This window comes from Bradyrhizobium sp. cir1 (assembly GCF_014198245.1).
In the GTDB taxonomy this organism is placed as follows: domain Bacteria; phylum Pseudomonadota; class Alphaproteobacteria; order Rhizobiales; family Xanthobacteraceae; genus Bradyrhizobium.
Window position 1 is genome coordinate 200549 of the sequence record NZ_JACIHE010000013.1, and the last position, 23740, is coordinate 224288.

The 23740-nt window shown below is 64.9% G+C and carries 21 protein-coding genes; 14 read left to right on the top strand and 7 right to left on the bottom strand.

The window, feature by feature from the left end; translation table 11 throughout:
* Positions 1–97: 97 nt before the first annotated feature.
* Positions 98–1675 (bottom strand): sodium:proton antiporter, encoded by a 1578-nt coding sequence (locus GGD63_RS25140; RefSeq protein ID WP_183245835.1) that lies wholly within the window; start codon positions 1673–1675, stop codon positions 98–100.
* A gap of 80 nt (positions 1676–1755) precedes the next feature.
* On the opposite strand from GGD63_RS25140, the gene GGD63_RS25145 reads away from it, so the two are divergent.
* From GGD63_RS25145 to GGD63_RS25165, 5 genes are all read left to right on the top strand, one after another.
* Positions 1756–2520 (top strand): hypothetical protein, encoded by a 765-nt coding sequence (locus GGD63_RS25145; protein ID WP_183245836.1) that lies wholly within the window; start codon positions 1756–1758, stop codon positions 2518–2520.
* 129 nt (positions 2521–2649) lie between these two features.
* Entirely contained in the window at positions 2650–4032 is a 1383-nt protein-coding gene (locus GGD63_RS25150) for a tetratricopeptide repeat protein (protein ID WP_183245837.1), read from the top strand.
* Positions 4033–4452: 420 nt separating this feature from the next.
* Positions 4453–6375 carry a propionyl-CoA synthetase gene (locus tag GGD63_RS25155; RefSeq protein WP_183245838.1) on the top strand — a complete coding sequence of 641 codons (1923 nt, stop codon included), beginning with the start codon at positions 4453–4455 and terminating at the stop codon, positions 6373–6375.
* 166 nt (positions 6376–6541) lie between these two features.
* Positions 6542–6811 (top strand): hypothetical protein, encoded by a 270-nt coding sequence (locus GGD63_RS25160; RefSeq protein WP_018646450.1) that lies wholly within the window; start codon positions 6542–6544, stop codon positions 6809–6811.
* 253 nt (positions 6812–7064) lie between these two features.
* Entirely contained in the window at positions 7065–7793 is a 729-nt protein-coding gene (locus tag GGD63_RS25165; RefSeq protein ID WP_183245839.1) for an OmpW family protein, read from the top strand.
* Between the two features lie 101 nt (positions 7794–7894).
* On the opposite strand, the gene GGD63_RS25170 is transcribed toward GGD63_RS25165, so the two are convergent.
* Positions 7895–8587: a DUF1013 domain-containing protein gene (locus tag GGD63_RS25170; protein WP_183245840.1), complete on the bottom strand. Its 693-nt coding sequence runs from the start codon at positions 8585–8587 to the stop codon at positions 7895–7897.
* A 253-nt stretch (positions 8588–8840) separates the two neighbouring features.
* Between GGD63_RS25170 and ispH the strand changes: the two genes are divergently transcribed.
* Genes ispH through rnhA form a run of 3 tightly spaced genes read left to right on the top strand, consistent with a single transcriptional unit; the run spans position 8841 to position 11260 of the window.
* Positions 8841–9809 (top strand): 4-hydroxy-3-methylbut-2-enyl diphosphate reductase, encoded by a 969-nt coding sequence (gene ispH, locus GGD63_RS25175; RefSeq protein WP_183245841.1) that lies wholly within the window; start codon positions 8841–8843, stop codon positions 9807–9809.
* Between the two features lie 6 nt (positions 9810–9815).
* Positions 9816–10799: a homoserine kinase gene (locus GGD63_RS25180; protein WP_183245842.1), complete on the top strand. Its 984-nt coding sequence runs from the start codon at positions 9816–9818 to the stop codon at positions 10797–10799.
* The gene (gene rnhA / locus GGD63_RS25185; protein WP_183245843.1) at positions 10796–11260 is read left to right on the top strand and encodes a ribonuclease HI; all 465 of its coding nucleotides are present in this window, start codon (positions 10796–10798) and stop codon (positions 11258–11260) included. The genes GGD63_RS25180 and rnhA overlap by 4 nt, the downstream gene beginning before the upstream one ends.
* Before the next feature lie 136 nt (positions 11261–11396).
* Here the strand turns inward: rnhA and GGD63_RS25190 are convergent, their stop codons facing one another.
* The 5 genes from GGD63_RS25190 to GGD63_RS25210 all read right to left on the bottom strand — a co-directional run bounded on the left by GGD63_RS25190 (position 11397) and on the right by GGD63_RS25210 (position 18561).
* Entirely contained in the window at positions 11397–11882 is a 486-nt protein-coding gene (locus GGD63_RS25190; protein WP_183245844.1) for a peroxiredoxin, read from the bottom strand.
* A 233-nt stretch (positions 11883–12115) separates the two neighbouring features.
* A complete protein-coding gene (locus tag GGD63_RS25195; protein ID WP_183245845.1) occupies positions 12116–13801 on the bottom strand; it encodes a long-chain fatty acid--CoA ligase in 1686 nt (561 codons plus the stop codon).
* A gap of 192 nt (positions 13802–13993) precedes the next feature.
* Positions 13994–15439: a D-alanyl-D-alanine carboxypeptidase family protein gene (locus GGD63_RS25200; RefSeq protein WP_183245846.1), complete on the bottom strand. Its 1446-nt coding sequence runs from the start codon at positions 15437–15439 to the stop codon at positions 13994–13996.
* 190 nt (positions 15440–15629) lie between these two features.
* Positions 15630–17426, bottom strand: coding sequence for a glucan ABC transporter ATP-binding protein/ permease (locus GGD63_RS25205; protein ID WP_183245847.1), 1797 nt, complete (start codon positions 17424–17426; stop codon positions 15630–15632).
* An 85-nt stretch (positions 17427–17511) separates the two neighbouring features.
* The gene (locus tag GGD63_RS25210) at positions 17512–18561 is read right to left on the bottom strand and encodes an ABC transporter substrate-binding protein (RefSeq protein WP_183245848.1); all 1050 of its coding nucleotides are present in this window, start codon (positions 18559–18561) and stop codon (positions 17512–17514) included.
* Between the two features lie 227 nt (positions 18562–18788).
* Between GGD63_RS25210 and GGD63_RS25215 the strand changes: the two genes are divergently transcribed.
* The 6 genes from GGD63_RS25215 (at position 18789) to GGD63_RS25240 (ending at position 23586) form a co-directional block, all read left to right on the top strand.
* Positions 18789–19157: a hypothetical protein gene (locus tag GGD63_RS25215; RefSeq protein ID WP_183245849.1), complete on the top strand. Its 369-nt coding sequence runs from the start codon at positions 18789–18791 to the stop codon at positions 19155–19157.
* Positions 19158–19286: 129 nt separating this feature from the next.
* Positions 19287–19691, top strand: coding sequence for a phosphoribosyl-ATP diphosphatase (gene hisE, locus GGD63_RS25220; RefSeq protein WP_183245850.1), 405 nt, complete (start codon positions 19287–19289; stop codon positions 19689–19691).
* Between the two features lie 36 nt (positions 19692–19727).
* Positions 19728–20330: a YqaA family protein gene (locus tag GGD63_RS25225; RefSeq protein ID WP_183245851.1), complete on the top strand. Its 603-nt coding sequence runs from the start codon at positions 19728–19730 to the stop codon at positions 20328–20330.
* Positions 20331–20377: 47 nt separating this feature from the next.
* Positions 20378–20917, top strand: coding sequence for a hypothetical protein (locus GGD63_RS25230; RefSeq protein ID WP_183245852.1), 540 nt, complete (start codon positions 20378–20380; stop codon positions 20915–20917).
* Positions 20918–20953: 36 nt separating this feature from the next.
* On the top strand, positions 20954–22354 hold the full coding sequence (locus tag GGD63_RS25235) for an aspartate ammonia-lyase (RefSeq protein ID WP_183245853.1): 1401 nt from the start codon (positions 20954–20956) through the stop codon (positions 22352–22354).
* Between the two features lie 263 nt (positions 22355–22617).
* A complete protein-coding gene (locus GGD63_RS25240; RefSeq protein ID WP_183245854.1) occupies positions 22618–23586 on the top strand; it encodes a nitronate monooxygenase family protein in 969 nt (322 codons plus the stop codon).
* Positions 23587–23740: the final 154 nt, after the last annotated feature.

Genomic DNA, 23740 nt, shown 5'->3' on the forward strand with positions numbered 1-23740 from the left:
TCGCTGGCAACTCCGAGTCTTCGCCAAACAAAATTTCGTGGCTATGGGTCCCGGATCTGCGCGCTTTGGGCGCGCTTGTCCGGGACGACAGCGGAGTTTAACCGCCCGCGCTCAATTCTGCGCGATCGAGCTCTTCCTCGAGCCGGTGAAACGCGTCGTCGCCGATCACCTCGGTGGCACGCAGGTCGAAGATGGATTTGCGGGCGGCCTCGATGGCGCGGCGGCGCAGGGGATCGGCGGGCAATTCGCCGTTGGCGATGCCGCCGTTCGGGTCGGTCTCGGTCTGCATCAGGATGGCGCGATATTCGAGTCGCAGGATTTCCGCCTCCTCCGACGGATCGCTTTCGATCGCATCGAGCGCCGCGCGATAGGCCGCGGCGCGACCGCGGGCGACCTCGACGCCGACGGGATCGTCGTCCTTGAGGTCGAAGGCGAGGATCAGCGGCCGTAGCGTCAGGCCCTGGATGATGAGCGATCCCAGCACCACCGCAAAGGCGATGAACACGATGAAGTCGCGATAGGGAAAATTCTCCGGCAGCGCAAAGGCGGTGGCGAGCGTGACGAGGCCGCGCATGCCGCACCAGGAGATGATGAGCCCGCCTTTCGGTGAGGCCACCGCCTTCGGATTCTTCGGATGATAGAGGCCGTGCGCGATCAGCACGCGCAATGTCGTGCGATAGAACGTCACCCAGAACAGGCGCACCAGGACCACCGTGAGCAGGATCCAGGCCGCAGCCACGCAATATTCCCAGCGCACGTCGGCATCGAGCCGCGTCCAGATCGGCCGCATCTGCATGCCGATCAGCATGAAGGCAAGCACGTTGAGCACGAACACCGTCGTCTCCCACACCGCGTAGGACGGTACCCGCAGCCGTGCCGGCATGCGTGCCGGCGCGGTGCGCGCGAGGGCAATGGCGTAGATCACGATGGTGAGGATGCCGGACAGGCCGAGATGCTCGGCACCGATCCAGATCATGAAGGTGGTGGCGAACTGAACGATGATCGCGCTCGGTGCTTCCGTCACCCGCTCCATGATGGGCGCGATGAGGCGGGCTGCGAGCAGGCCGGCGATGACGCTGCCGACCAGCGCCAGTGCCATGGTCGGCGCGACCTGGCTCCAGGTCAGATGCTCGGTGGCAACCGCGCCGACGGCGATGCGATAGATCAGCAGCGCACTCGCATCATTGAGCAGGCTTTCGCCCTCCAGCACCTTCACCATGCGGTGGGGCAGCTTGACCTGGCTCAGGATCGCGACCGCGGCGGCGGCATCCGGCGGCGCGACGATGGCGCCGAGTGCAACCGCGGCGGCCCAGGGCATGTCGGGCATCAACCGGTGCGCGACATAGGCGACGCCGGCCGTGGTCAGGCCGACCGCGGCCACGACCAGGGTGGAGACTGGTACCCAGTTGTTGCGCAGATCCCGCAGCGAGGTGTCGAAGGCGGCATCGAGCAGCACCGGTGCGACAAAAAGCGCCAAGGCCAGGTCCGGCTCCAGCGCCCAGGTCGGGCTTGACGGCACGAAAGCGATCAGGGCGCCGCCGATGGCGAGAAAGGTCGGATAGGGGACCTTGATCCGCCGCGCCAGCGCCGATAATGCAACGGCGCCGAGCAGCAGTGCGATGATCCATTCGAATGTCGACACGTTGATCCCTGAGACCGATTTGACCGGTGCCACAAGCTAGCACCAATCCGGCCGTATGATGGATAGTGCGGCCCCAAGGCAAGAGTGAAGCAGACCTTCCGACTGCAACAAGCATGCGTTTTCAAAAACTCATTCAATGGTCAGCTGCCGCGGTGATCTCAGCGCTTCCGGTCGGCGCGGCCCATGGCGCGACCGGCGGCGAGCCGGCGGCCGTCGCGCAGGTCGATATCGCGCCGTGCCTCGCGGCGACGGTGGCCGACGACATGGACAAGGCGGCCACGGCCTGCGCGGATGTGATCGACAACGAGAAGACGGCGAAGTCAGACCTGATCAAGGCGCTGATCGCGCGCGGTGCGTGGTATGCGCGGCACGACCAGATCGATCGCGCGATCGCCGACGACAGCCGCGCTCTTTTGCTCGACCCCACGCTCGCGGACATGTTCAACGCCCGCGGCGAGCTCTGGCTGAAGAAGGGCGACAAGCCCAAGGCAGTGCAGGATTTCGGTGCCGCGCTCAAGATCGATCCAAACCACGAGAAGGCCAAGGCCAATCACAAGGCGATGGCGCGCGAGCTGGAGCGGATCGGCGCGCAGATGGCGGTCGCCGGCAAGCCGAGCTTCAACTGCACCCGCGCGGCCCGCGCCGTGGAGAAGGCGATCTGCGGCAATCGCGAGCTCGCCGATCTCGACCGGGAAATCTATGGGTCCCATCTGCGCGCAATCCGCGAGGCCCAGAGTCCGTCGGAGGTGCGCAAGATCCAGCGCGAGCAGGACGCCTTCGTCGCCCGCCGCAACGCCGAATTCGGGCGGCCGGGGTACGATCTGAAAAAGGCGATGCAGGAGCGCTTGCAACAGATCAACGGCGTGGACGGATATTGACGGGACCTTCGCCTCTCCTCCCAAAGAACGGAGTGAGGGATGGCAGGCTCGTTCCGGCATGCCCGATTTGAACCCATTCCTTGCCAGCCGCGACAACGGTGAGAACCCGACGTCACGGAGCCCTATGCCATGTGCGGCACGCATTCTTCCGCGCAAATGCCCTCGCTCGCCAAGATCTCGCTTCGCGCCTTCTTCCTCGGCGCGGCTATGAGCCTGACCCTCATCGGTCCGGCTTCCGCCGGCACCGATTGCGTGCCGGGCAGCAAGGCTGCTCCCGCGGAACTGATCTCCGCATGCAGCGCCATCATCGACCAGACGGCAAATCCGGCGTCTGAACGCTCAATGGCGCTCGTCGCTCGCGCCGAAGCCAACGGGCGAACCTCCGGAGGCCAGTCGCAGGCGTTGCGCGATCTGGACCGCGCCATCGCGCTTGACGGCAAGAACGCAAAGGCCTGGCGCGTGCGCGGCGACCTCTTGCGTGAGGCCGGCGGCGACCTCAACCGCGCCGCGGCGGATCTGACCAAGGCGATCGAGCTCGATCCAAAGGATGCGGAAGCTTATGAGCTGCGCGGCGTCGTCTACACCAATCAGCATCGCTTCGACCGTGCCATTGCGGACTACGACCAGGCCATCAAGCTGAAGGCGGATTTCGCCCAGGCTTGGTCCGACCGCGGCGCGACCTTCTATCTGCGCGGCGACTACGACAAGGCCGTCGCTGACCTCAGCGAGGCGCTGCGGCTCGATCCAAACCGGGCGCGCAGCTACACCAACCGCGGCGCCGCTTACAAGAAGCTCGGCGAGCTCGACAAGGCGATCGCAGACGATAGCGAGGCGATCCGGCTCGATCCAAAGGTGCCGGAGTATTTCGATAACCGCGGTCTCACCTATGCCGCGATGAAGGATTACGACAAGGCGATAGCCGATTACGATCAGGCGATCCGTCTCGAGCAGCGGGTGAACTTTCTGACCAACCGCGGCGACTCCTACCAGTTCAAGGGCGAACTCGGTGCTGCGCTGTCGGACTACAACGACGCGCTGAAACTCGATCCGAATTTTGCCAAGACCTACAACAACCGCGCCGTGCTCTACAAGAAGATGGGCGAACGCAAGAAGGCGCTGGCCGACTACGAGGCGACGTTGCGGCTCGATCCCGCCAATGAGAACGCGCTCGACGGCCGCCGCGCGATGATCGCCGAGATCGCAAGATTCGGCGGCGAGCCGGCCCGTGTGCTGAGCGCCGCCGCCAGCGACCCGTCGTTCGACTGCGCCTCCGCCAAGCGCGAGGTCGAGAAGGTGATCTGCGCTGATCCCCAGCTCGGCGTGCTCGACCGCCAGATCGCCGAGGCTTACGAGCGCGTGTTGAAAGCGGCGAGCAAGCGCTCGGCGGATGGTCTGCGCAAGTCCCAGCGCGATTTCCTCATCACGCGCGATGCGAGCTTCCGTCGCCCCGGCTATGATCTGAAGAAGGTCATGCAGGATCGCTTGCAGCGGCTGAATGCGATGGAGAGCTGAGAGCCTCTTCGCCTCTCCCCGCAAGAACCAGGGCAGTCGCATATGAAGAGGCGTGGCGGATAGCTCGCCCGTAGCCCGTCCTTCGAGACGCCCGCCTATGGCGGGCCCTCAGGATGAGGGCGGAGTGCGCGGCAGCAATTTCAGCGGTCACTAACGCTGCTTAGCCTCATCCTGAGGAGACCGCTGGAAGCGGTCGTCTCGAAGGACGAGGCGCTTGCTCAGGACGCCACCAAGAAGGCATCTGCGACAACCCTCCCGTAAGAACTGAGAGAGGAAGATACGTTCTTTTCGGCTTGAACCGCGGCCCGTTCCCGGGAAAATAGCCCTCAAACAAGGCCGGCAATTGATCCTGGTCATGGCGGGACGGCTGTCCTGCCACAAGGGTCGGGGCCAGGCCAAAAAAGGAACGGGAGCGCGGGAATGAACGTCCAGGGAAAAGCCGACGGGAAGAGCCGTTATCATGAGGTCTATGCGCGCTCGCTGGCCGACCCCGAGGGCTTCTGGGCCGAGGCGGCCAAGGAGATCGACTGGATCGAGCCGGCGAAGACGATCTTCGATCCCTCGCAGGGACCCTATGGCCGCTGGTTTGCCGGCGGCGTGGTCAACACCTGCTACAACGCGCTCGACCGCCATGTCGAACGCGGCCGCGCAGACCAGGTCGCGCTGATCCATGATTCGCCGCTGACGGGCTCGATCACCAAGCTCACCTATGCCGAGCTCTTGAGCGAGGTGCAGGCGCTTGGCGCTATCATGCAGGATTTCGGCGTCGCCAAGGGCGACCGCGTCATCCTCTATATGCCGATGGTGCCGGAGGCGGTGGTTGCGATGCTCGCCTGCGCGCGCATCGGCGCGGTGCACTCGGTGGTGTTCGGCGGCTTTGCCGCAAAGGAGCTCGCCACCCGCATCGACGATGCGCAGCCCAAGCTGATCCTGTCGGCGAGCTGCGGTATCGAGCCCGGCCGCATCGTGCAGTACAAGCCGCTGCTCGACGAGGCGATCAAGCTTGCCGGCAGCAAGCCGAAGGCCTGTATCGTGCTGCAACGTCCGCAGCTCACCTGTGACCTGACGCCGGGCCGCGACTATGATTGGGCGAGCCTGCGCCGCAAGGCCATGAATGACGGCAAGAAGGCGCCGTGCGTACCTGTTGCCGCCACCGATCCGCTCTACATCCTCTACACGTCGGGCACCACGGGTATTCCCAAGGGCGTCGTGCGCGACAATGGCGGCCATCTGGTTGCGGTAAAATGGTCGATGTTCAACCTCTACGGCGTCAAGCCGGGCGAGGTCTGGTGGTGCGGCTCCGACATCGGTTGGGTGGTCGGCCACAGCTACATCATCTACGGCCCGCTGCTGCATGGCGCGACCTCGATCATGTACGAGGGCAAGCCGGTGGGCACGCCCGATGCAGGCGCGTTCTGGCGCGTCATCAGCGAGCACAAGGCGGTCGCCTTGTTTACCGCGCCGACCGCGTTCCGCGCGATCCGGAAAGAGGATCCGGACGGAAAGTTCATCCGGCAATACGACCTGTCGGCATTCCGCACGCTGTTCCTCGCCGGCGAGCGCGCCGATCCGCCGACGGTGGAATGGGCGGAAGCGCAGCTCAAGGTGCCGGTGATTGATCATTGGTGGCAGACCGAGACCGGCTGGTGCATCGCCGGCAATCCGGTCGGGCTCGGCGTGCTGCCGGTGAAGCACGGCTCGCCGACGGTGCCGATGCCGGGCTACCAGGTCGATGTCGTCGACGAAGCGGCCAAGCCGGTCGGCCCCAACATCATGGGCTCCATCGTCATCAAGCTGCCGATGCCGCCGGGCTGCCTGCCGACGCTGTGGAATCAGGACGAGCGCTTCAAGGAGGGATACCTCAGCGAATTCCCCGGCTATTACAAAACTTCGGACGCCGGCTACAAGGACGAGGACGGCTACGTCTTCGTCATGGGCCGCACCGACGACATCATCAATGTCGCCGGCCATCGCCTGTCGACCGGCGGCATGGAGGAGATCCTGGCCTCCCATCCCGACGTCGCCGAATGCGCCGTGCTCGGCGTCAAGGACGCGATCAAGGGCGAGGTGCCCTGCGGCTTCCTGGTGCTCAAGGCCGGCGTCAAGCGCGCGCCCGCCGAGATCGAGGAGGAGATCATCGCGCTGGTGCGCGACAAGCTCGGTCCGGTCGCCGCCTTCAAGCTCGCCATCACCGTGGGCCGGCTGCCCAAGACGCGCTCCGGCAAGATCCTGCGCGGCACCATCAAGAAGATCGCCGACGGCGAATCCTGGACCATGCCGGCGACGATCGAGGATCCCAAGGTGCTGGACGAGATCGGCCAGGCGCTGAAGGGAAGGGTGTGAGGTTTTGCACTCCGGCCGTCGCGCCAGCGAGGCGCGGTGCCGCTACCAAAACCTCCGCTGTCATTCCCCGCCTTCGCGGGGAATGACAGCGAGCGGGGAACGGCGTCCAGGGACTTACAATCTCCGCATTCCGCGCTAAACAGGGCCGGTCAACAAGGGACCCTCGATGCCACTCGCCACCGCGCCGCGGCTGCTTGCAGCCGTCACTCTCGCCATTGCTCTGTCCGCCTGCTCGGCGCGCTACCAGACGCCGGTGGCGGTGGGCGGCGACGATGACGACGCGGTGTGCCAGAGCCGTGGCTATGCGCAGGGCTCGCCGGAATACGTGGCCTGCCGCAAGGACCGCGACGTCCAGCGCAACGCCGCCACCGCGCGCGCCGACCGCCGCCAGCGCGATCTCGGCGAGTACATGCTGAACAATCCCGTGCGGCCGTAGCCGTCTGAGCTCGTTGCACGCGCTGAGTTGACGCGCCTTGCGGTTCTCCGCGGCCAAAGCCGCGCACGCCCCTCTGCCCAGGCACCGCGCAAGTGCCTCGCAATGCCGTCTGCCGTGGCAGATCTGCAACGCCGTAGCTGATTTGTGGCGCCTCAGCCCAAATTTGATTCAGGTCAAATCCGAGGGCGCCCCCTTTCTGCTCTGACAGCTGTGATCGCGCAACGGGGCGCGCATGGCTCTCAAGGGGAATTCAATGCGAAGGACAATTCGGAATGCCGCACGGCTGGCAGTGCTCGCCGCCGCGTTCGGCGGCGCGCTTGCATCGGCGCAAGCTGCGGATCTACCGGTCTATACCAAGGCACCGCCGGCGGTGGAGGCCTGGAATCCCTGGATGATCCGTCTGCGCGTGCTCGGCGTTTTGCCGGACGGCGGTGACAGCACGGTCAATGTCACGGGTGTGCCCGCGCTGTCGTCGCCGAACTCGGGCCTTCACATCAGCAACCAGGTGGTCCCCGAGCTCGACATCTCCTATTTCTTCACCCCGAACATCGCGGCTGAGTTGATCCTCGGCGTGACACGGCATCACCTCACCGGATCGGGCACGCTCCAGGGGCTCGATATCGGCAAGACCACGCTGCTGCCGCCGACGCTCACCCTGCAATACCACTTCACCAATTTCGGCGCCTTCAAGCCCTATATCGGCGCCGGCGTGAACTACACCGTGTTCTTCAACAATTCGGCGTCGAACATCCCGTTCGGCGGCCTCGCCGTCACCAACCTGCATGTCAGCAACCAGTGGGGCGGCGCCGTGCAATTCGGCTTCGACTACATGCTCAACAAGCATTGGGGCCTCAACGTGGACGTGAAGAAGCTGTGGCTCCAGCCGAACTACTCGGCCATGGTCAACGGCGCGATCCCGGTCACCGGCACCGCGCATATCGATCCGTGGCTGGTAGGTGCGGGCGTGACGTACAAGTTCTGAGGCGCTCGCGGCGTCCGTCTCGACGCCCGCGATCTCACACGCAAAAACGCGGCAGGTTTCCCTGCCGCGTTTTTTCGTGCGGTCGATTGTCGAAGTAGGAACTACTCCTCGTCGTCCTGCTTCTTGCCGCCGAGCGTCTTCAGCTTGGCGAACACGGCGTCGACGTTGAGGTCGTCGCTCGATCGCTCGGCCGGCTCGAACTCGTCCTTCTTGGTGGTCTCCGAGGCCGGCAGCAGAGTGGCGCCGCCATAGGTCGCGTCGATCGGCTTTTCCTTGGCCGCGCGCTGGACCTCGAAATCCAGCTCGATCTGCGAGCAGAGGCCGAGCGTCACCGGGTCGATCGGGGTGAGCGACGACGTGTTCCAGTGGGTGCGGTCGCGCACGCTGGCGATCGTGCTCTTTGTGGTGCCGACGAGGCGCATGATCTGGGCGTCCTTCAGCTCGGCATGGTTGCGCAGCAGCCAGAGAATGGCGCTCGGGCGCTCGTGGCGGCGCGAGACCGGGGTGTAGCGCGGGCCCTTGCGCTTGGGCTGCGGCGGCAGCACCACCTTGCTCTCCTGCAGGCGGAGCCGGTAGTCCGGGTTCTTCTCGCCCTTCTCGATCTCCTCGCGGGTCAGCTGACCATTGGAGAGGGGGTCCATGCCCTTGATGCCCTGGGCGGCGTCGCCGTCGGCGATGGCGCGCACCTCGAGGGGATGCATCTTGGTGAAATCGGCGACCTGGTCGAAGGTCAGCGCGGTGTTGTCGAGCAGCCAGACGGCGGTCGCCTTGGGCATCAGAGGTGCGTTGCTCATGGCAAATCTCCTTTGTGCTTCGCCCACCCCTCTGGAGGCGAAACCGGTGGTCATCAGCGATGACTGGGAATTCGCGCTATATAAGCCCGGAGGGGCTAGCCACGCAATGGTTCTGCTATAGATAGTGCCTTGACAGCGCCCGAAAGGGGGCCCAATTCCCTCTGCAGTCCCGTAAGCCCGTACCTAAGCCCTATTCATCCATCCGACCGCTTCCCGCCCATTTGGCGAGGTGATTCGGTCCCGAGATCGCCCAATGTCAGCCAAACCAGACCTCAAGATCGTGCTTTGTTCTCCCCGCGGCTTCTGTGCCGGGGTGGTCCGGGCGATCGACACCGTGGAACGGGCGCTCGATAAGTACGGCGCCCCCGTCTATGTTCGCCATGAGATTGTGCACAACAAGTACGTCGTCGACGGGTTGAAGAAGAAGGGCGCCATCTTCGTCGAGGAACTGGCCGAAATCCCGGAAAATGCCACCGCGCCAGTGGTGTTCTCGGCCCATGGCGTGCCGAAATCGGTTCCGGCCGACGCCCAGTCCCGCAATCTGTTCTCGCTGGATGCGACGTGCCCGCTGGTGACCAAGGTCCACCGCGAGGCCGCGATCCACTTCAAGCGCGGCCGCGAGATCTTCCTGATCGGCCATTCCCATCACCCCGAAGTGGTCGGCACGCTCGGCCAGCTTCCGTCCGGCGCCGTCACGCTGATCGAGACCGCCGAGGACGCCAAGACCATCAATCCGAAGGACCCTGATAACCTCGCCTTCGTGACCCAGACCACGCTGTCGATCGACGACACCGCGGAGATCGTCGCGCTGCTCAAGGAGCGCTTCCCGAACATCAACGGTCCGCACAAGGAAGACATCTGCTACGCCACCACCAACCGCCAGCTCGCGGTGAAGAAGGTGGCGCCGGTGGTGGACGCGCTCATCGTTGTCGGTGCCCCCAATTCGTCGAACTCGCAGCGCCTGCGCGAGGTCGCCGAGCGCGAGGGCTGCAAGATCGCTGTGCTGGCGCAGCGCGCCACCGACATCGACTGGACCAAGTTCGGCAACATCGCGAGCCTCGGCATCACCGCGGGCGCCTCCGCGCCGGAAGTGATCGTCGAGGAGATCATGGACGCCTTCGCCGAGCGCTACACGCTGCACGTGGAGACGGTCTCGGCCGCGGAGGAGAACGAGTTCTTCCCGCTGCCGCGTCAGGTGCGCCCCGAAGCTGCTGCCGAGTAGACCTTTATGGCGGTCTACACCGACGTCGCCGCCGACGAGCTTGCGGATTTCCTGAAGCAATACGATCTCGGCGAATTGCTCTCCTACAAGGGCATCGCCGAGGGCGTCGAGAATTCCAACTTCCTGCTGCACACCAGCCAGGGGTCGTTCATCCTCACGCTCTACGAGAAGCGCGTGGCGAAGAACGATCTGCCGTTCTTCCTCGCGCTGATGACGCATCTGGCCGAGCACGGCGTCAATTGCCCGCTGCCGGTGAAGGGACGCGACGGCGAAGCTTTGCGCGAGCTGTCGGGCCGCCCCGCCGCGATCATCACCTTTCTCGAAGGCGTCTGGCCGCGCAAGCCGAACGCGACCCATTGCGCCGGCGTTGGCGAGGGCCTCGCCCGGATGCATCTGGCCGGCGCCAATTTCGCGGTTCGGCGCGCCAATGCGCTGTCGGTTGCGGGCTGGCGGCCGCTGTTCGACGCGGCGTCAAGCCGTGCTGACGAGGTGCAGCCGGGCCTCTGCGCGTTTCTCGCCGCCGAGCTCGATCATCTCTCGAGCGGGATCTGGCCGACCAACCTGCCCGAGGGCGTGATCCACGCCGACCTTTTCAACGACAACGTCTTCTTCCTCGGTGACAAGCTCTCCGGCATCATCGACTTCACGTTCGCCTGCAACGACATGCTGGCCTATGACGTCGCGATCTGCCTCAACGCCTGGTGCTTCGAGCCGGATCACTCCTTCAACGTCACCAAGGCGCGCGCCTTCCTCAACGCCTATGGCCGTGTGCGCAAGCTCTCCGAGGCGGAAGAAGCCGCGCTGCCGCTGCTGGCGCGCGGCGCCGCGATCCGCTTCCTGCTGACGCGGCTGGTGGACTGGCTCAACGTGCCGCCCGGCGCGCTGGTCAAGCCGAAGGATCCGCTGGAATATGTCCGCAAGCTGCGCTTCCATCAGAGCGTATCGAGCGTGCGCGATTACGGGTTGATGCCGTCGGGGCTGGTGGCGTGAGCGAGCTTCCCAACGTCACGATCTATACCGACGGCGCCTGCTCGGGAAATCCCGGGCCGGGCGGCTGGGGCGCGATCCTGAAGTTCGGCGACAAGGAGAAGGAGCTGAACGGCGGCGAGCGTCACACCACCAACAACCAGATGGAATTGATGGCGGCGATCTCCGCGCTCGAGGCGCTGAAGAAGCCGTGCACCGTCGATCTCTACACCGACAGCCAGTATGTCCGGCAGGGCATCACCGGCTGGATCTTCGGCTGGAAGCGCAACGGCTGGCGCACCGCCGACAAGAAGCCGGTGAAGAATGTCGAGCTATGGCAGCGCCTCGACGCCGCCTTGAAGCAACACGAGGTCCGCTGGCACTGGGTCAAGGGCCACGCCGGCCACCCCGAGAACGAGCGCGCCGACCAGCTCGCACGCGACGGAATTGCGAAGGCGCGGTTGCAGCAGCGGGTGGCGGAGTAGGCGACGCATTGTCAGCGTCACCCGGTTTCGTAGGGTGGGCAAAGCGAAGCGTGCCCACGGTTTTTTTCCATCTGGGAAAGATGGTGGGCACGGCGCTGACGCGCCTTTGCCCACCCTGCGGCACTTCCGCCGTGGCTCAGAGCTGCCCGAGCAGCGTATCGCCGCCGGAGACCTCGACCTTGCCGGGCATGGCCTCGAGGTTCAGCTTCTTCACCACGCCGTCCTCGACCAGCATCGAATAGCGCTTGGAGCGGATGCCGAGGCCGTTGGCGGAGGCGTCCAGCTCCATGCCGATCGCCTTGGTGAAGTCGGCATTGCCGTCGGCGAGGAAGACGGCCTCGTCGCGCTGGTCGGTGTCGCGCTTCCAGGCGTTCATGACGAAGGCGTCGTTGACGGAGACGATGGCGATGGTGTCGACGCCCTTGTCCTTGATGGCGTAGGCGTTGAGGAAGATGCTCGGCAGATGCATCTTGTGGCAGGTGCCGGTATAGGCGCCGGGCACGGCGAACAGCGCCACCTTCTTGCCCTTGAAGATATCGTCGGTGGTCTTCACCTGCGGGCCTTCCGCCGTCATCACGCGGAATTTCGCCTCGGGCAGTTTGTCGCCAGTCTGGATCGCCATCGTCGTTTCTCCATGGAAATGGGCCGGGGCTGTTCTAGAGCATTTTACCGGCGGAGGGAAACGGCTTCACGGCGCTGTGATGAGGCCGCGGTGCTCATTTCTCGTCATTGCGAGCGCAGCGAAGCAATCCAGACTGCCTCCGCAGATACATTTCTGGATTGTTTCGCTGCGCTCGCAATGATGATGGGGCGCGCAAGCGCGTCCCATCGGGCCGACGGTAGAGAGCCTCGGCCTTACGCCGCCTCCGCCTTCTTCTCGTCGCGAAGCTGCCGGCGCAGGATCTTGCCGACATTGGTCTTCGGCAGGTCGGTGCGGAATTCGATGTGCTTGGGCACCTTGTAGCCGGTGAGCTGCTCGTGACAGAACTTGATCACGGCTTCCGCTGTGAGGTTCGGGTCCTTCCTCACGACGAACGCCTTCACTGCCTCGCCGGACTTGGAATCGGGAATGCCGATCACGGCGCATTCGAGCACGCCCGGATGGCTCGCGATCACTTCCTCGATCTCGTTGGGATAGACGTTGAAGCCGGAGACCAGGATCATGTCCTTCTTGCGATCGACGATCTTGGTGTAGCCCTTCTCGTCCATCACGCCGATGTCGCCGGTGCGGAAATAGCCGTCCGCGGTCATCACCTTGGCGGTTTCTTCCGGCCTGTTCCAGTAGCCCGACATCACCTGCGGGCCCTTGGCGCAGATCTCGCCCGCCTGGCCGAGCGGCACTTCGTTGCCGTCGTCATCGCGGATCGAGATATAGGTCGAAGGAACGGGAATGCCGATCGATCCCGAGAATTCGGTCGTGGTTGCGGGGTTGCAGGTCAGCGTCGGTGAGGTCTCCGACAGGCCGTAGCCTTCGGCGATGAAGCAGCCGGTCACCGCCTTCCACTGCTCGGCGACGGGGCGCTGCACCGCCATGCCGCCGCCGTTGGAGATCTTCAGCTTGGAGAAGTCGAGCTTCTTGAAATCGGGATGGTGCATCAGGCCGTTGTAGAGCGTGTTGACGGCCGGAAAGCTGTTGACCTGGTACTTCGCCAGCTCCTTGACGAAGCCGGGGATGTCGCGCGGATTGGGGATCAGCAAATTGCAGCCGCCGGCGCGCACCGCGAGCAGGTAGCAGGCCGTGAGCGCGAAGATGTGGTAGAGCGGCAGCGCGCAGACGATCATCAGCTGCTCGACATGCGGCGGCGCGGCGAGCGCCGGCTGGAGCCAGGCATCGTTCTGCAGGACGTTGGCGACGATGTTGCGGTGGAGCAGGGTCGCGCCCTTGGAGACGCCGGTGGTGCCGCCGGTATATTGCAGGAAGGCGACGTCGCCCGGCGACAGCTTTGGCTTGTTGAAGGTCATGCCGCGGCCGGACGACAGCGCGTCATTGAACGACACCGCGCCCGGCAGCGACCAGGCCGGCACCATCTTCTTGACGCGGCGGACGACGAGATTGACGATCACGCCCTTGAAGCCGAGCAGGTCGCCCATGCTGGCGACGATGACGTGCTTCACCGGCGTCCTGGCGATCACCTGCTCGACGGTGTGGGCAAAATTCTCCAGCACGATGATGGCTTCGGCGCCGGAATCCTTGAGCTGATGCTCGAGCTCGCGTGGGGTGTAGAGTGGGTTGACGTTGACGACGGCGAATCCTGCGCGCAGCACCGCGGCGGTCGCCACCGGATATTGCAGCACGTTCGGCATCATGATCGCGACGCGGGCGCCTCGCTGCAGCCCGCGGCCTTGCAAGTAAGCGGCGAGCGCGACGGACATCTGATCGAGGTCGCGATAGCTGATCGACTTGTCCATGCAGATGAACGCCTTGCGGTCGGCGAACTTGGTGAAGCTCTCCTCCAAGAGGTCGACCAGCGATGCGTATTGCGTCGGCTCGATGTCGGCGGGCACGCCGGGCGGATATTGCTTGAGCCAGATGCGCTCCATGGAAAACTCCCCTCAATTTACCAGAGCCCGTTGTGTCTCGGGCTTGCCTCGTTGCCGCCAGTATCGAGCCTGCCGGAACGGGTGGCAAGCCGTCGAGGCTTAGGGCAAAGGTCGGAGGGTGGCTACTGGAATCGTCGCAAACCGCGTTGCCGCAGGTGCGAAGCGCAGGCGGCGGTTTAATTCCGATGGGCGTTAACTGTTGTTGGCCGGCTTGGCGGGCGGCTTGGTCGCGGCCTTGGGCTTGGCGGGCTTCGCGGCCTGGTCGCCGCTCGCCGCGGGCTTTGCCGCCGCATCGGGCTTGGCCGCGGCATGCTTGGTCCCAGCCGGCTTGGCTGCGGTCTTGCCGTCGCTCTTGCCGTCGCTCTTGGCGTCAGCCGGCTTTGCCGCTGCCGTCTTCGCGTCCTTCGGCTTATCGGCGGCGTCAGGCTTCTTGGCGACGCGCGACTTCTTGCCACGCGGCTTTGGCGTCGCCTGCTGGTCGGCATCGGCCGCGACCGCCGCGATCAGGGCGGTGCCGGTGCGGGTCGGGCCGGTATAGACCAGCACGGGCTCGGCCGCCGCCGGCGCCGAGGCCATCAGCTCGGAGGCCTTCATCAGGGGCGGCTGGAGGCCGGCGGTGAAGAAGGTCACCTGGGCTTCGCCGCCGGTGGCGGAGGCCGATCCCGATGTGCCGCCATTGGCTGCGATCAACGCATCGTCGTCGTCGCTCGCCGGCCGCTTGCGATGACCGCCGCACATCTCGTCACGCAGGTTCGGCGGCGAGGCATCGACCGGCACCAGCTTGTCGACGGTGCCGAGCGAGGGGCGGAGCCAGGTGAGACCGTCCTGGCTGAAGCCGCGCTCGAGCAGTTGCGCGGCCTTCACCGCGCGTGCGGTGCCGGAGCTTGCACCCAGCACCACCGCGATCAGGCGGCGGCCGTTGCGCGTCGCCGAGGCCACGAGATTATAACCGGAAGCGCAGATGAAGCCGGTCTTGAAACCGTCGGCACCGGGATAGCGGCCGATCAGCTTGTTGAAATTGCCGGTGATACGCTTGCCGAAGCGGATCGCCGGGATGTGCACGAAGTATTCATATTCGGGCAGGTCGCGCAGGAACGAGCGGGCGAGGATGCCGAGGTCGCGGGCCGAGGTGATCTGGCCGTCGGCAGGCAGGCCGTTCGGATTGACGTAGCTCGTCTGCGTCATGCCGAGCTTCTGCGCGGTGTCGTTCATCATCGCCGAGAAGCCGTCGATCGAACCGCCGACGCCTTCGGCGAGCACCACGGCCATGTCGTTCGCCGACTTGACCATCATCATCTTCAGCGCGTTGTCGACGGTGAGCTGCGTTCCCGGACGGAGCCCCATCTTCGACGGCGACTGCGAGGCGGCCGTCGGCGACACCGTGAGCAGCGTGTCGAGCGTGAGCCTGCCGTCCTTGACCGCCTTCAACGTCACATAGGCTGTCATGATCTTGGTGACGGAGGCCGGATACCAGGGAATGGTCGCGTTGTCCGCCTGCAGCACCTTGCCGCTGTCGGCCTCGATCAGCAGCAGCGCCTCGGCGCCCGCCGCGCGCGGCGCGAGCAGCAGGGCACATGCGAAGGCCGCAGCGAACAGGTTGAACAGGGATTTGCGAAGCAGCGGGCGAAAGGCGTGCACTATCCGATTCCGGTCCTGGGAGATCCGCCGGTACCGGACGGCTCTCGTGATCTGAGTTTCGGGTTCTGAAATCCGGCGCCGCCGCTTGCGGCGTCGCAAACCTATACCGGCTCGTGCGTCGAGAATAGGGGCTTGGGGCGGGTATTCCGCAACGAAGTAGGCCGAATTTCGACGGTCCTCTCGGGACTTGCTAGGGGGATTTGGCAGCTGTCGCAGCAGCCTCGGCGGCCGTCACGCTGGCCCGCCCATGCTCCTGAACCATGAACTGGGCCTTGGCCATCTCGGCAAAATGGCCGCCTTTGGCCACGAGTTCATCGAAAGTTCCGGTTTCGATCACCCGTCCGTTCTCGAACACCAGGATCCGCGTGGCGTTGCGGATGGTGGAGAGGCGATGGGCGATCACGAAGGTGGTGCGGCCCTTCATCACTTCGTCGAGAGCGGCGTTTACCTTGACCTCGGTGACGGCGTCGAGCGCGCTGGTGGCCTCGTCCAGGATCAGGATCGGCGGGTCCTTCAGCAGGGCGCGGGCGATCGACAGCCGCTGCCGCTCGCCACCGGAGAGCATGCGGCCGCGCTCGCCGGCATTGGTCGCGAAGCCGCCGCTGCGCTCGATGAAGTCGAGCGCCTGCGCGCGCTCGGCGGCCTTGCGCATCTCGGCTTCGGTGGCGTCCGGCTTGCCGACGCGCAAATTCTCCTCGATCGAGCGGTTGAACAGCAGTGCTTCCTGGAACACGACGCCGATGTTTCGCCGCAGTGAGGTCAGCGTGACGCCGCGCACGTCCATGCCGTCGATCCTGATGAAGCCGGATTGCGGATCGAAGGCGCGATGCAACAGCGCGATCGCGGTGGACTTGCCGGCGCCGGTCGGCCCGACCAGCGCGATGGTCTGGCCGGGCAGCGCGGTGAAGGTGAGGTCCTCGATCGCGGGCCGCTTGCCGTCATAGGAGAAGGTGACGTCGTTGAACTCGACGAGGCCGGACAGCCTGCCGGCATCGATCGCGTCGGGCCGGTCGTGCACGGCCGGCACGGCATCGAGCACGTTGAAGAATTCGCGCAGGCGCGGGGCTTCCATGAAGACGTTGTTGATGAAGCTCACGACCTGCTCGAGCTTTTGGATCAGCATCGTCGCAAAGCTCACGAACATCACGATCTCGCCGACCGAGGTCAGCCCCTGGTCATGCAGGGCGATGCCGAGCGTGAAGATCGCGAGCACCGTGATGGTGGTCGAGGCCCGCGTGATCACGGTGACGAGCGCCCACCAGGACAGCACCGGCATCTGCGCCGCCAGCAGCTCGTCGGCGACGGAGCGCAGCCCCTTCACCTCGGATTCGACGCGGACGAAGCTCTGCACCAGCGCGACATTGCCGAGCGCGTCCGAGGCGCGGGCGGAGAGCTCGCTGTAGTGCTCCTCGACTTCCATCTGCATGCCGAAGGTCTTGCGCACCACGAAGGTCGTCAGCGCGGTGAAGACGATGCAGAGCACGAACAGCAGGATCGCGAGCCGCCAGTTCAGGTACAGCGACAGCGGCAGCAGCACCACGACCGAGAGGATCGCGGCGAAGTGCTCGCGGAAGAAGCCGAGCCACAGCCGCCACAGCGCATCGGTGCCGTTGAGCATCACCTTCATCAGCCGGCCCGAATGGGTGCCGGAGTGGAAGGTCAGCGGCAGCTGCAGGATGTGCTCGAAATAGTCCGTCAGCACTGCCTGGCGCTGGCGGTGCGAGAGCCGGTCGGCCTGCAGGGCCACGAGCGCGCTGCAGCCGATGGTGAACAGCCCGAACGCCACCCAGGCGACGAGAAACGGCCAGGCCGAGTTCGATCCCGCGACCGTCTTGCCCGAGAGCACGTCGACGATCCGGCCGAACAGCACGGGCTCGGCGAATTGCGAGGCTGCGAGCAGGAGGTTGGCGACCGCCAGCAGCCAGCCCAGCCGTGCCTCCTTGCCGAGCAGCTCGAGAACGCGGGAATAGAGACGGAGCATGGACATGCGGACTGGCAACTCGGGCAGCGGATGGAGCCCGTATTGTAAGCCGGGATCACCCGCGAGATACAGCGGAAGCTGTTGGTTTTGCTCAATTGATGAGCCGGCTCTCGACCGGCGGCAGGAACCGGTCATCGAAGATATCGCTTGCCGCCGGCCGTTTGCGGAATTTGAAGTCCTGGGCGATCTGGTCGATCGAGCGCTCCAGGCGCGCCTGGTCGATTCCGCCGAGGCCGTTGAGCCTGACCTCGTCGGTCAGGATGTTGTCGACGAGCACGGTGCGCAGGCGTTCCAGCTCGAGCTCGCGGTCGCCATCGTCGATGCGGCTTGCAGCCTCGTCCGCCGCACGCGCCGGCTCTTTGACCGTTGCGTTGATGCCGGCGATCAGGGCGCGGACGAAACCCTTCACGGCGTCCGGCTTCGCCGCGGCGAAGGCGGGATTGGCCACCACGGCAAAGCCATAGGCTTCGCAACCATAGTCGGCATAGCGCAGCACGACGAGATCGCCGCCGGGCACGCCGCGGTCGCGCAGATTCACTGCCGACAGATGGCTGAAGCCGGCGACGGCATCGACCTGTCCCGCGGACAGGATCGGCTCGCGCACCGCGGCGCTGATCTTGTGGAATTTCACGCGCGAGGCGTCGATGTTGTTCTGCTGCGCCAGCGCCGGCCAGAGCCGCATCGACAGATCGCCGTCGGCGACGCCGACGGTCTTGCCGTCGAGGTCGGGCAGGAGGTGGATGCCGCGGCTCCTGCGCGCGACGATCGCGTAAGGCGCGCGGTTGAACAGCACGAACACCGCCTTGATCGGCGCCGCATCCTCCTTGTCACGAAAGCGGATCAACTCGTTGATGTCGACCAATGCGAGCTCGCTGTCGCCCTTGGCGACACGCGCAAGCGCCTCCGGTGATCCGGGCGCGGTGTTGAAGGTCACGTTGAGATGCTCGGCGCCGAACTTGCCGTCTTTCGCGGCAAGGAAGAATGGTGCCATGCTCGCGTCGATGGGACGGTCGAAGGTGAAGTGGATCGCCGTCGAGGGGGCGGCGCTCTCGGCCGCTGTGGCATCGCGTGCCGTCAACGCGGCGAGCGAGATTGCAAGGGCCAGCAGGCCGCGAAGGGCGATCGTCTTGAATCCTGACATCAGTTGCGCCGGTCCCGCATGGTTGTGGTTTCGTGACGCTCGCAGCGCCGGCCAGCGACGACCGTGCGCGCGCCAACATGAACGGCGGATGAGCGTCGGTTGCGTCACGATCACGCAACCCCGTTCAGCTTGTGTTGGGGTTGGGGAACCCAACATGGGAGGCGGGTGTTTGAAAGACATGAGCCTGTCTGCAGGCACCATTCGAGGTCCCAAGGAGGGTCCAGGACATGTTTGACAGATTTTCGAGCCTTACCGGCCGCAAAGCCGTCCTGACGACGGCTGCGGTGCTGGCGCTGACCGCGGTCGTTCCGACGGCCTCTTACGCAGGTGGCCGCCACTGGCATGGCGGCGGCGGCGGTGCTGCGGCAGCCGCGGCTTTCGCAGCCATTGGCACCGGCCTCGCCATCGCTGCAACCCGCGACGCGTACGCCTACGACTACGGTCCGGGCTACGGCTATTACGGCGGTCCCGTCTATTACCGTGCTCCGGCCTACGGCCCCTATTACGGCCCGGGCCCGAACTACGAGTATCAGCGCTACGGCGGCTCCGCGCCCTCGGAGCTCTGCGGCCAAGGCCACTTCACGAACTGCTACTAGGCTTGCCGGCCCCCTTGGCTACCAAAGGTTGACCAAAACAGGCCGTCGCGCTTGTCGCTCCGGCCTGTTTTTTGCTTTTATTGTCGGGCGTTAACGCGCTCGCCATTGGTTTAGAGTAGTTTGAGTACCATGAGTGATTCGCTTGAGCGGCTATATCTGGCTGTGCTCGCGGCCAAGGATCTTGATCCGGCAACATCGCGTACGGCCCGGCTGTTTCAGCGCGGCCCCTCCAAAATGGCGAAGAAACTGGCCGAGGAGGCCATCGAAGTCGTCATCGATGCCGTCAATGGCGACAGCGAGGCCGTGATCCGGGAAAGCGCCGACCTGCTCTACAATCTGACCGTGCTCTGGGCCTCGGCCGGCGTGCGCCCCGAGGACGTCTGGCGCGAGATGACGCGGCGGGAAGACATGCTCGGCATCGCCGAGAAGCTGCCAAAGTCGACAGTGAAGCTGCCCAAAGTTGCGTCACCGCGCATGGCCGCCAGGCGGCCAATTGTCGCGCTCGAGACACGCACCGCGCGCAAGCGGCACTAAAAACTTCACAAAACTCGCGATGGACAAATCCGTCCCATGGTGCTTCATCGCGGCGCCATGCTGAAACGTATCTACGACTGGTGCATCGACGCCGCCCACAAGCCCTACGCGCTCTGGATCATGGGAGCCGTGTCTTTCGCAGAAAGCTCCTTCTTTCCGGTCCCGCCGGATGTGATGCTGATCCCGATGTCGCTGGCGCGCCCGCAGCGCGCCTGGGTCTATGCCACGGTCTGTACCGCGACGTCTGTGCTCGGCGGCATCCTCGGCTATGCCATCGGCGCGCTTCTCTACGACTCGCTAGGTCACTGGCTGATCCAGCTCTACGGGCTCGGCGATCAGGTCGAGGGCTTCCGCGCCAAATACGCCGAATGGGGCGCCGTGATCATCCTGCTCAAGGGCCTGACACCGATCCCCTACAAGCTCGTCACCATCACCTCGGGCTTTGCCGGCTACAATCTGCTGCTGTTCGTCCTGTTCTCCGTTATTGCGCGCGGTGGACGCTTCTTCATCGTAGCGATCCTGCTCAACCGCTACGGCGACTGGATCCGGCACAAGCTCGAGGAGCGTCTCGGCTTGTGGGTGGCGATCGGCGCCGCGCTGCTGGTGCTCGGCTTCGTGGTGGCGGTCAAGCTGATCTGAAACCTCCACGCTTTGCCGCTGCGCCGGCTTCGGCTACGATTGCCGCCATGATGGTTCGATCCGGCAATCCGGCCGCGCGGCTCGGGGCGCTGATATCAGCAGTGGTGCTGATCCTGCTCGGTGCCGGCGAGGCGGGTTGGCCGCAATCCCGGCCGTCGTCGCTCGGCCTCCAGGAGCCGGGGCCACAGGCCGCGCCGCCGTTGTCGACGCCAGCTCCATCGGCGCCGCCGGCGGGCGAGGAGAATCCCGGGCTGATCAACGAAATGGGCAAGCTGTTCGGCAAGCTGCCCTCGATCCTGCCGCCGATCAAAAGCCCCAGCGAAACCATGAATGACCTGTCGCGGCTGGCCAAGCCCTCGACCATGGTGTCGGGGCGCGTGGTCTGCCCGGTCTCGTCGAACGGCGCGCCCGACTGCAAGCAGGCCGCCGACCAGCTCTGCCAGGGCAAGGGTTACAAGGAAGGCAAGAGCCTCAACGCCGACTCCGCCGAGAAATGCTCGGCCAAGGTTCTCATCCCGGGCAGGCAACGCAAAGCGGACGACTGCCGCACCGATACTTTCGTGACCAGCGCGCTGTGCCAGAACTGACGTGATGGCCTCGCGCGCATGCAACAAGGAGCGCCCATGAGTCGTACGGAGCAGGATTTCCTCGGACAGCGTGAGATCGCCGACGACATCTACTACGGCGTCCAGACCATTCGCGGGAAGGAGAACTTCCACATCACCGGCATTCCCATGAACCAGGAGCCTTACTTCGTGAAGGCGCTCGGTTACGTGAAGAAGGCCGCCGCCATGGCCAACCGCGACCTCGGCGCGATCGACGCCAAGGTGGCCGACGCGATCGTCCTCGGCTGCGACCGCGTCATTGCCGGGGACATGATGGACCAGTTCGTCACCGACTTCATCCAGGGCGGCGCCGGCACATCGACCAACATGAACGCCAACGAGGTGATCGCCAATCTCGCGTTGGAATCGCTCGGCTTTGCCAAGGGCGACTATCAGCATGTCAGCCCCAACGATCACGTCAATTACGGCCAGTCCACCAACGACACCTATCCAACCGCCTTTCGCCTCGCGCTGATCCTGCGGCTCGAGAGCTACATGACGGCGCTGCGGCAGTTGCAGGAGGCCTTCTTCGCCAAGGGCCGCGAGTTCGACCGTGTGCTGAAGATGGGCCGCACGCATCTCCAGGACGCGGTGCCGATGTCGCTCGGCGCCGAATTCCGGGGATGGGGCACCACGATCGGCGAGGAGGTCGATCGTATCTCCGAGGCGCGGGCGCTGCTGCGCGAGATCAATCTCGGCGCCACCGCGATCGGCACCTCCGTGACCGCTGTGGTGGGCTATCCAAAACTCGCGGTCCGGCATCTGAGCGCGCTCACCGGCGTCGACTTCATTCTCGCCGGCGACCTTGTCGAGGCAACCTCGGACACCGGCGCCTATGTGCAGCTCTCCGGCGTGCTGAAGCGCACGGCGAGCAAGCTGACGAAGATCTGCAACGACATCCGCCTGCTCGCCTCCGGCCCGCGCGCCGGCTTCAACGAGATCAACCTGCCGCAGCTTCAGCCGGGCTCCTCGATCATGCCGGGCAAGGTCAATCCGGTCATTCCCGAAGTCGTCAACCAGACCAGCTTCCTCGTTATCGGCCTCGACACCACGGTGACGCTCGCCGCCTCCGCTGGCCAGCTCCAGCTCAACGTGATGGAGCCCGTGATCTCGTTCGCGCTGTTCTTCTCGATCCGTACCATGGAGCGCGCCGTCAACAGCCTGCGCGAGCACTGCGTCGTCGGCATCACCGCCAACGAGGACCACACCCGCAACATGGTGCTGAACTCACTCGGCATCGTCACGGTGCTGAAGCCGCTGCTCGGTTACAAGCAATGCGCCGAGATCGCGCGCGAGGGCTACAAGAGCGGCAAGTCGCTGCACCAGATCGTTGTGGTCGAGCGCAAGCTGCTGACGCAGGAAAAGTGGGACGAGATGTTCTCGTTCGAGCGCCTGATCAACCCGGATTTGATTGGGTAGGGGATGGTCTCTCCTCTCGTCATTCCGGGGCGACGAGCACGTCGAGCCCGGAATCCATCGTGCCTCAGCGCGAATAGAGAAATGGATTCCGGGTTCGCGCCAAGAGGCGCGCCCCGGAAAGACGGCGAGAGGAATTCCGCTGCTTGGAATTGCGGCAGCTGCATCCGCTGCGGCGCCAAAACGCAATACTTGACAGTGGAAAGATTGCCTTGTTGGTATGGCTCCCAACTTCGATTTGACCGCCAGAAGAGGATCGTTCCGCAATGTCCATGCCTGCCTTGTTCAAGGGGCGCCTGTCGATCCCCGTGATCGGCTCGCCGCTCTTCATCATCTCGGTGCCCGATCTCGTGATCGCGCAGTGCAAGGCGGGTGTGGTCGGCTCGTTTCCGGCGCTGAACGCGCGGCCGCCGGAGCTGCTCGACGAATGGCTGGCGCGGATCACCGAAGAGCTCGCGGCCTATGACCGCGCGCATCCCGACAAGCCGTCGGCGCCGTTTGCGGTGAACCAGATCGTGCACAAGTCGAACAACCGGCTCGATCACGACATGCAGCTGTGCGCCAAGTACAAGGTGCCGATGATCATCTCTTCGCTCGGCGCGCGCGAGGAGCTGAACCAGGCCGTGTACGGCTGGGGCGGCATCGTCTTCCACGACGTGATCAACCAGAAATTTGCGCACAAGGCGATCGAGAAGGGCGCGGACGGCCTGATTCTGGTCGCGGCCGGCGCCGGCGGTCATGCCGGCACCATCTCGCCGCTGGCTTTCGTCGCCGAGACGCGAAAGTGGTTCGACGGCCCGATCGCGCTGTCGGGCGCCATCGGCAACGGTAGGGCGATCCGCGCCGCGCGCATCTTAGGTGCCGACTTCGCTTATATCGGCTCGGCCTTCATCGCGACCAAGGAGGCCAATGCGGTCGAGAAGTACAAGGAGATGATCGCGGGCTCGAGCGCCGACGACATCGTCTACTCCAACCTCTTCACCGGCGTGCACGGCAATTACCTGAAGCCGTCGATCCTCGCCGCCGGCATGGATCCGGAAAACCTGCCGACCTCCGATCCGTCCAAGATGAATTTCGGCACCGACGCCTCCGGCGAGCGTGCCAAGCCGAAGGCGTGGAAGGAGATCTGGGGCTCGGGCCAGGGCATCGGCAGCATCGAGGGCATCGTGCCCGCCGCCGAGCTGATCGCGCGCTTCAAGAAGGAATACGACGAAGCGATCGATCCGCCGTTGTGAAGTCCTGGCGTCCTGCCTCTCTCACCTGTCGTCCCGGACAAGCGAGCAAGGCGAGCGCAGATCCGGGACCCATATGTGGACGGCCCCCGTGGCACAAGAGCATTTTGAGGTTTGATCGGATCGCTTGCATCCATATGTCCGGCCTGTCGATGCG

Bases quoted from the DNA above. Each gene is read 5' to 3' on its own strand.
- GGD63_RS25205 (WP_183245847.1), bottom strand. From the start codon at position 17,426: ATGTCCATGCTCCGTCTCTATTCCCGCGTTCTCGAGCTGCTCGGCAAG.
- GGD63_RS25160 (WP_018646450.1), top strand. From the start codon at position 6,542: ATGCCACTCGCCACCGCGCCGCGGCTGCTTGCAGCCGTCACTCTCGCC.
- GGD63_RS25190 (WP_183245844.1), bottom strand. From the start codon at position 11,882: ATGGCGATCCAGACTGGCGACAAACTGCCCGAGGCGAAATTCCGCGTG.
- hisE (WP_183245850.1), top strand. From the start codon at position 19,287: ATGAGTGATTCGCTTGAGCGGCTATATCTGGCTGTGCTCGCGGCCAAG.
- GGD63_RS25180 (WP_183245842.1), top strand. From the start codon at position 9,816: ATGGCGGTCTACACCGACGTCGCCGCCGACGAGCTTGCGGATTTCCTG.
- GGD63_RS25235 (WP_183245853.1), top strand. From the start codon at position 20,954: ATGAGTCGTACGGAGCAGGATTTCCTCGGACAGCGTGAGATCGCCGAC.
- GGD63_RS25170 (WP_183245840.1), bottom strand. From the start codon at position 8,587: ATGAGCAACGCACCTCTGATGCCCAAGGCGACCGCCGTCTGGCTGCTC.
- GGD63_RS25210 (WP_183245848.1), bottom strand. From the start codon at position 18,561: ATGTCAGGATTCAAGACGATCGCCCTTCGCGGCCTGCTGGCCCTTGCA.
- GGD63_RS25230 (WP_183245852.1), top strand. From the start codon at position 20,378: ATGATGGTTCGATCCGGCAATCCGGCCGCGCGGCTCGGGGCGCTGATA.
- GGD63_RS25215 (WP_183245849.1), top strand. From the start codon at position 18,789: ATGTTTGACAGATTTTCGAGCCTTACCGGCCGCAAAGCCGTCCTGACG.
- GGD63_RS25240 (WP_183245854.1), top strand. From the start codon at position 22,618: ATGTCCATGCCTGCCTTGTTCAAGGGGCGCCTGTCGATCCCCGTGATC.
- GGD63_RS25150 (WP_183245837.1), top strand. From the start codon at position 2,650: ATGTGCGGCACGCATTCTTCCGCGCAAATGCCCTCGCTCGCCAAGATC.
- ispH (WP_183245841.1), top strand. From the start codon at position 8,841: ATGTCAGCCAAACCAGACCTCAAGATCGTGCTTTGTTCTCCCCGCGGC.
- GGD63_RS25145 (WP_183245836.1), top strand. From the start codon at position 1,756: ATGCGTTTTCAAAAACTCATTCAATGGTCAGCTGCCGCGGTGATCTCA.
- GGD63_RS25195 (WP_183245845.1), bottom strand. From the start codon at position 13,801: ATGGAGCGCATCTGGCTCAAGCAATATCCGCCCGGCGTGCCCGCCGAC.
- GGD63_RS25225 (WP_183245851.1), top strand. From the start codon at position 19,728: ATGGTGCTTCATCGCGGCGCCATGCTGAAACGTATCTACGACTGGTGC.
- GGD63_RS25165 (WP_183245839.1), top strand. From the start codon at position 7,065: ATGCGAAGGACAATTCGGAATGCCGCACGGCTGGCAGTGCTCGCCGCC.
- GGD63_RS25155 (WP_183245838.1), top strand. From the start codon at position 4,453: ATGAACGTCCAGGGAAAAGCCGACGGGAAGAGCCGTTATCATGAGGTC.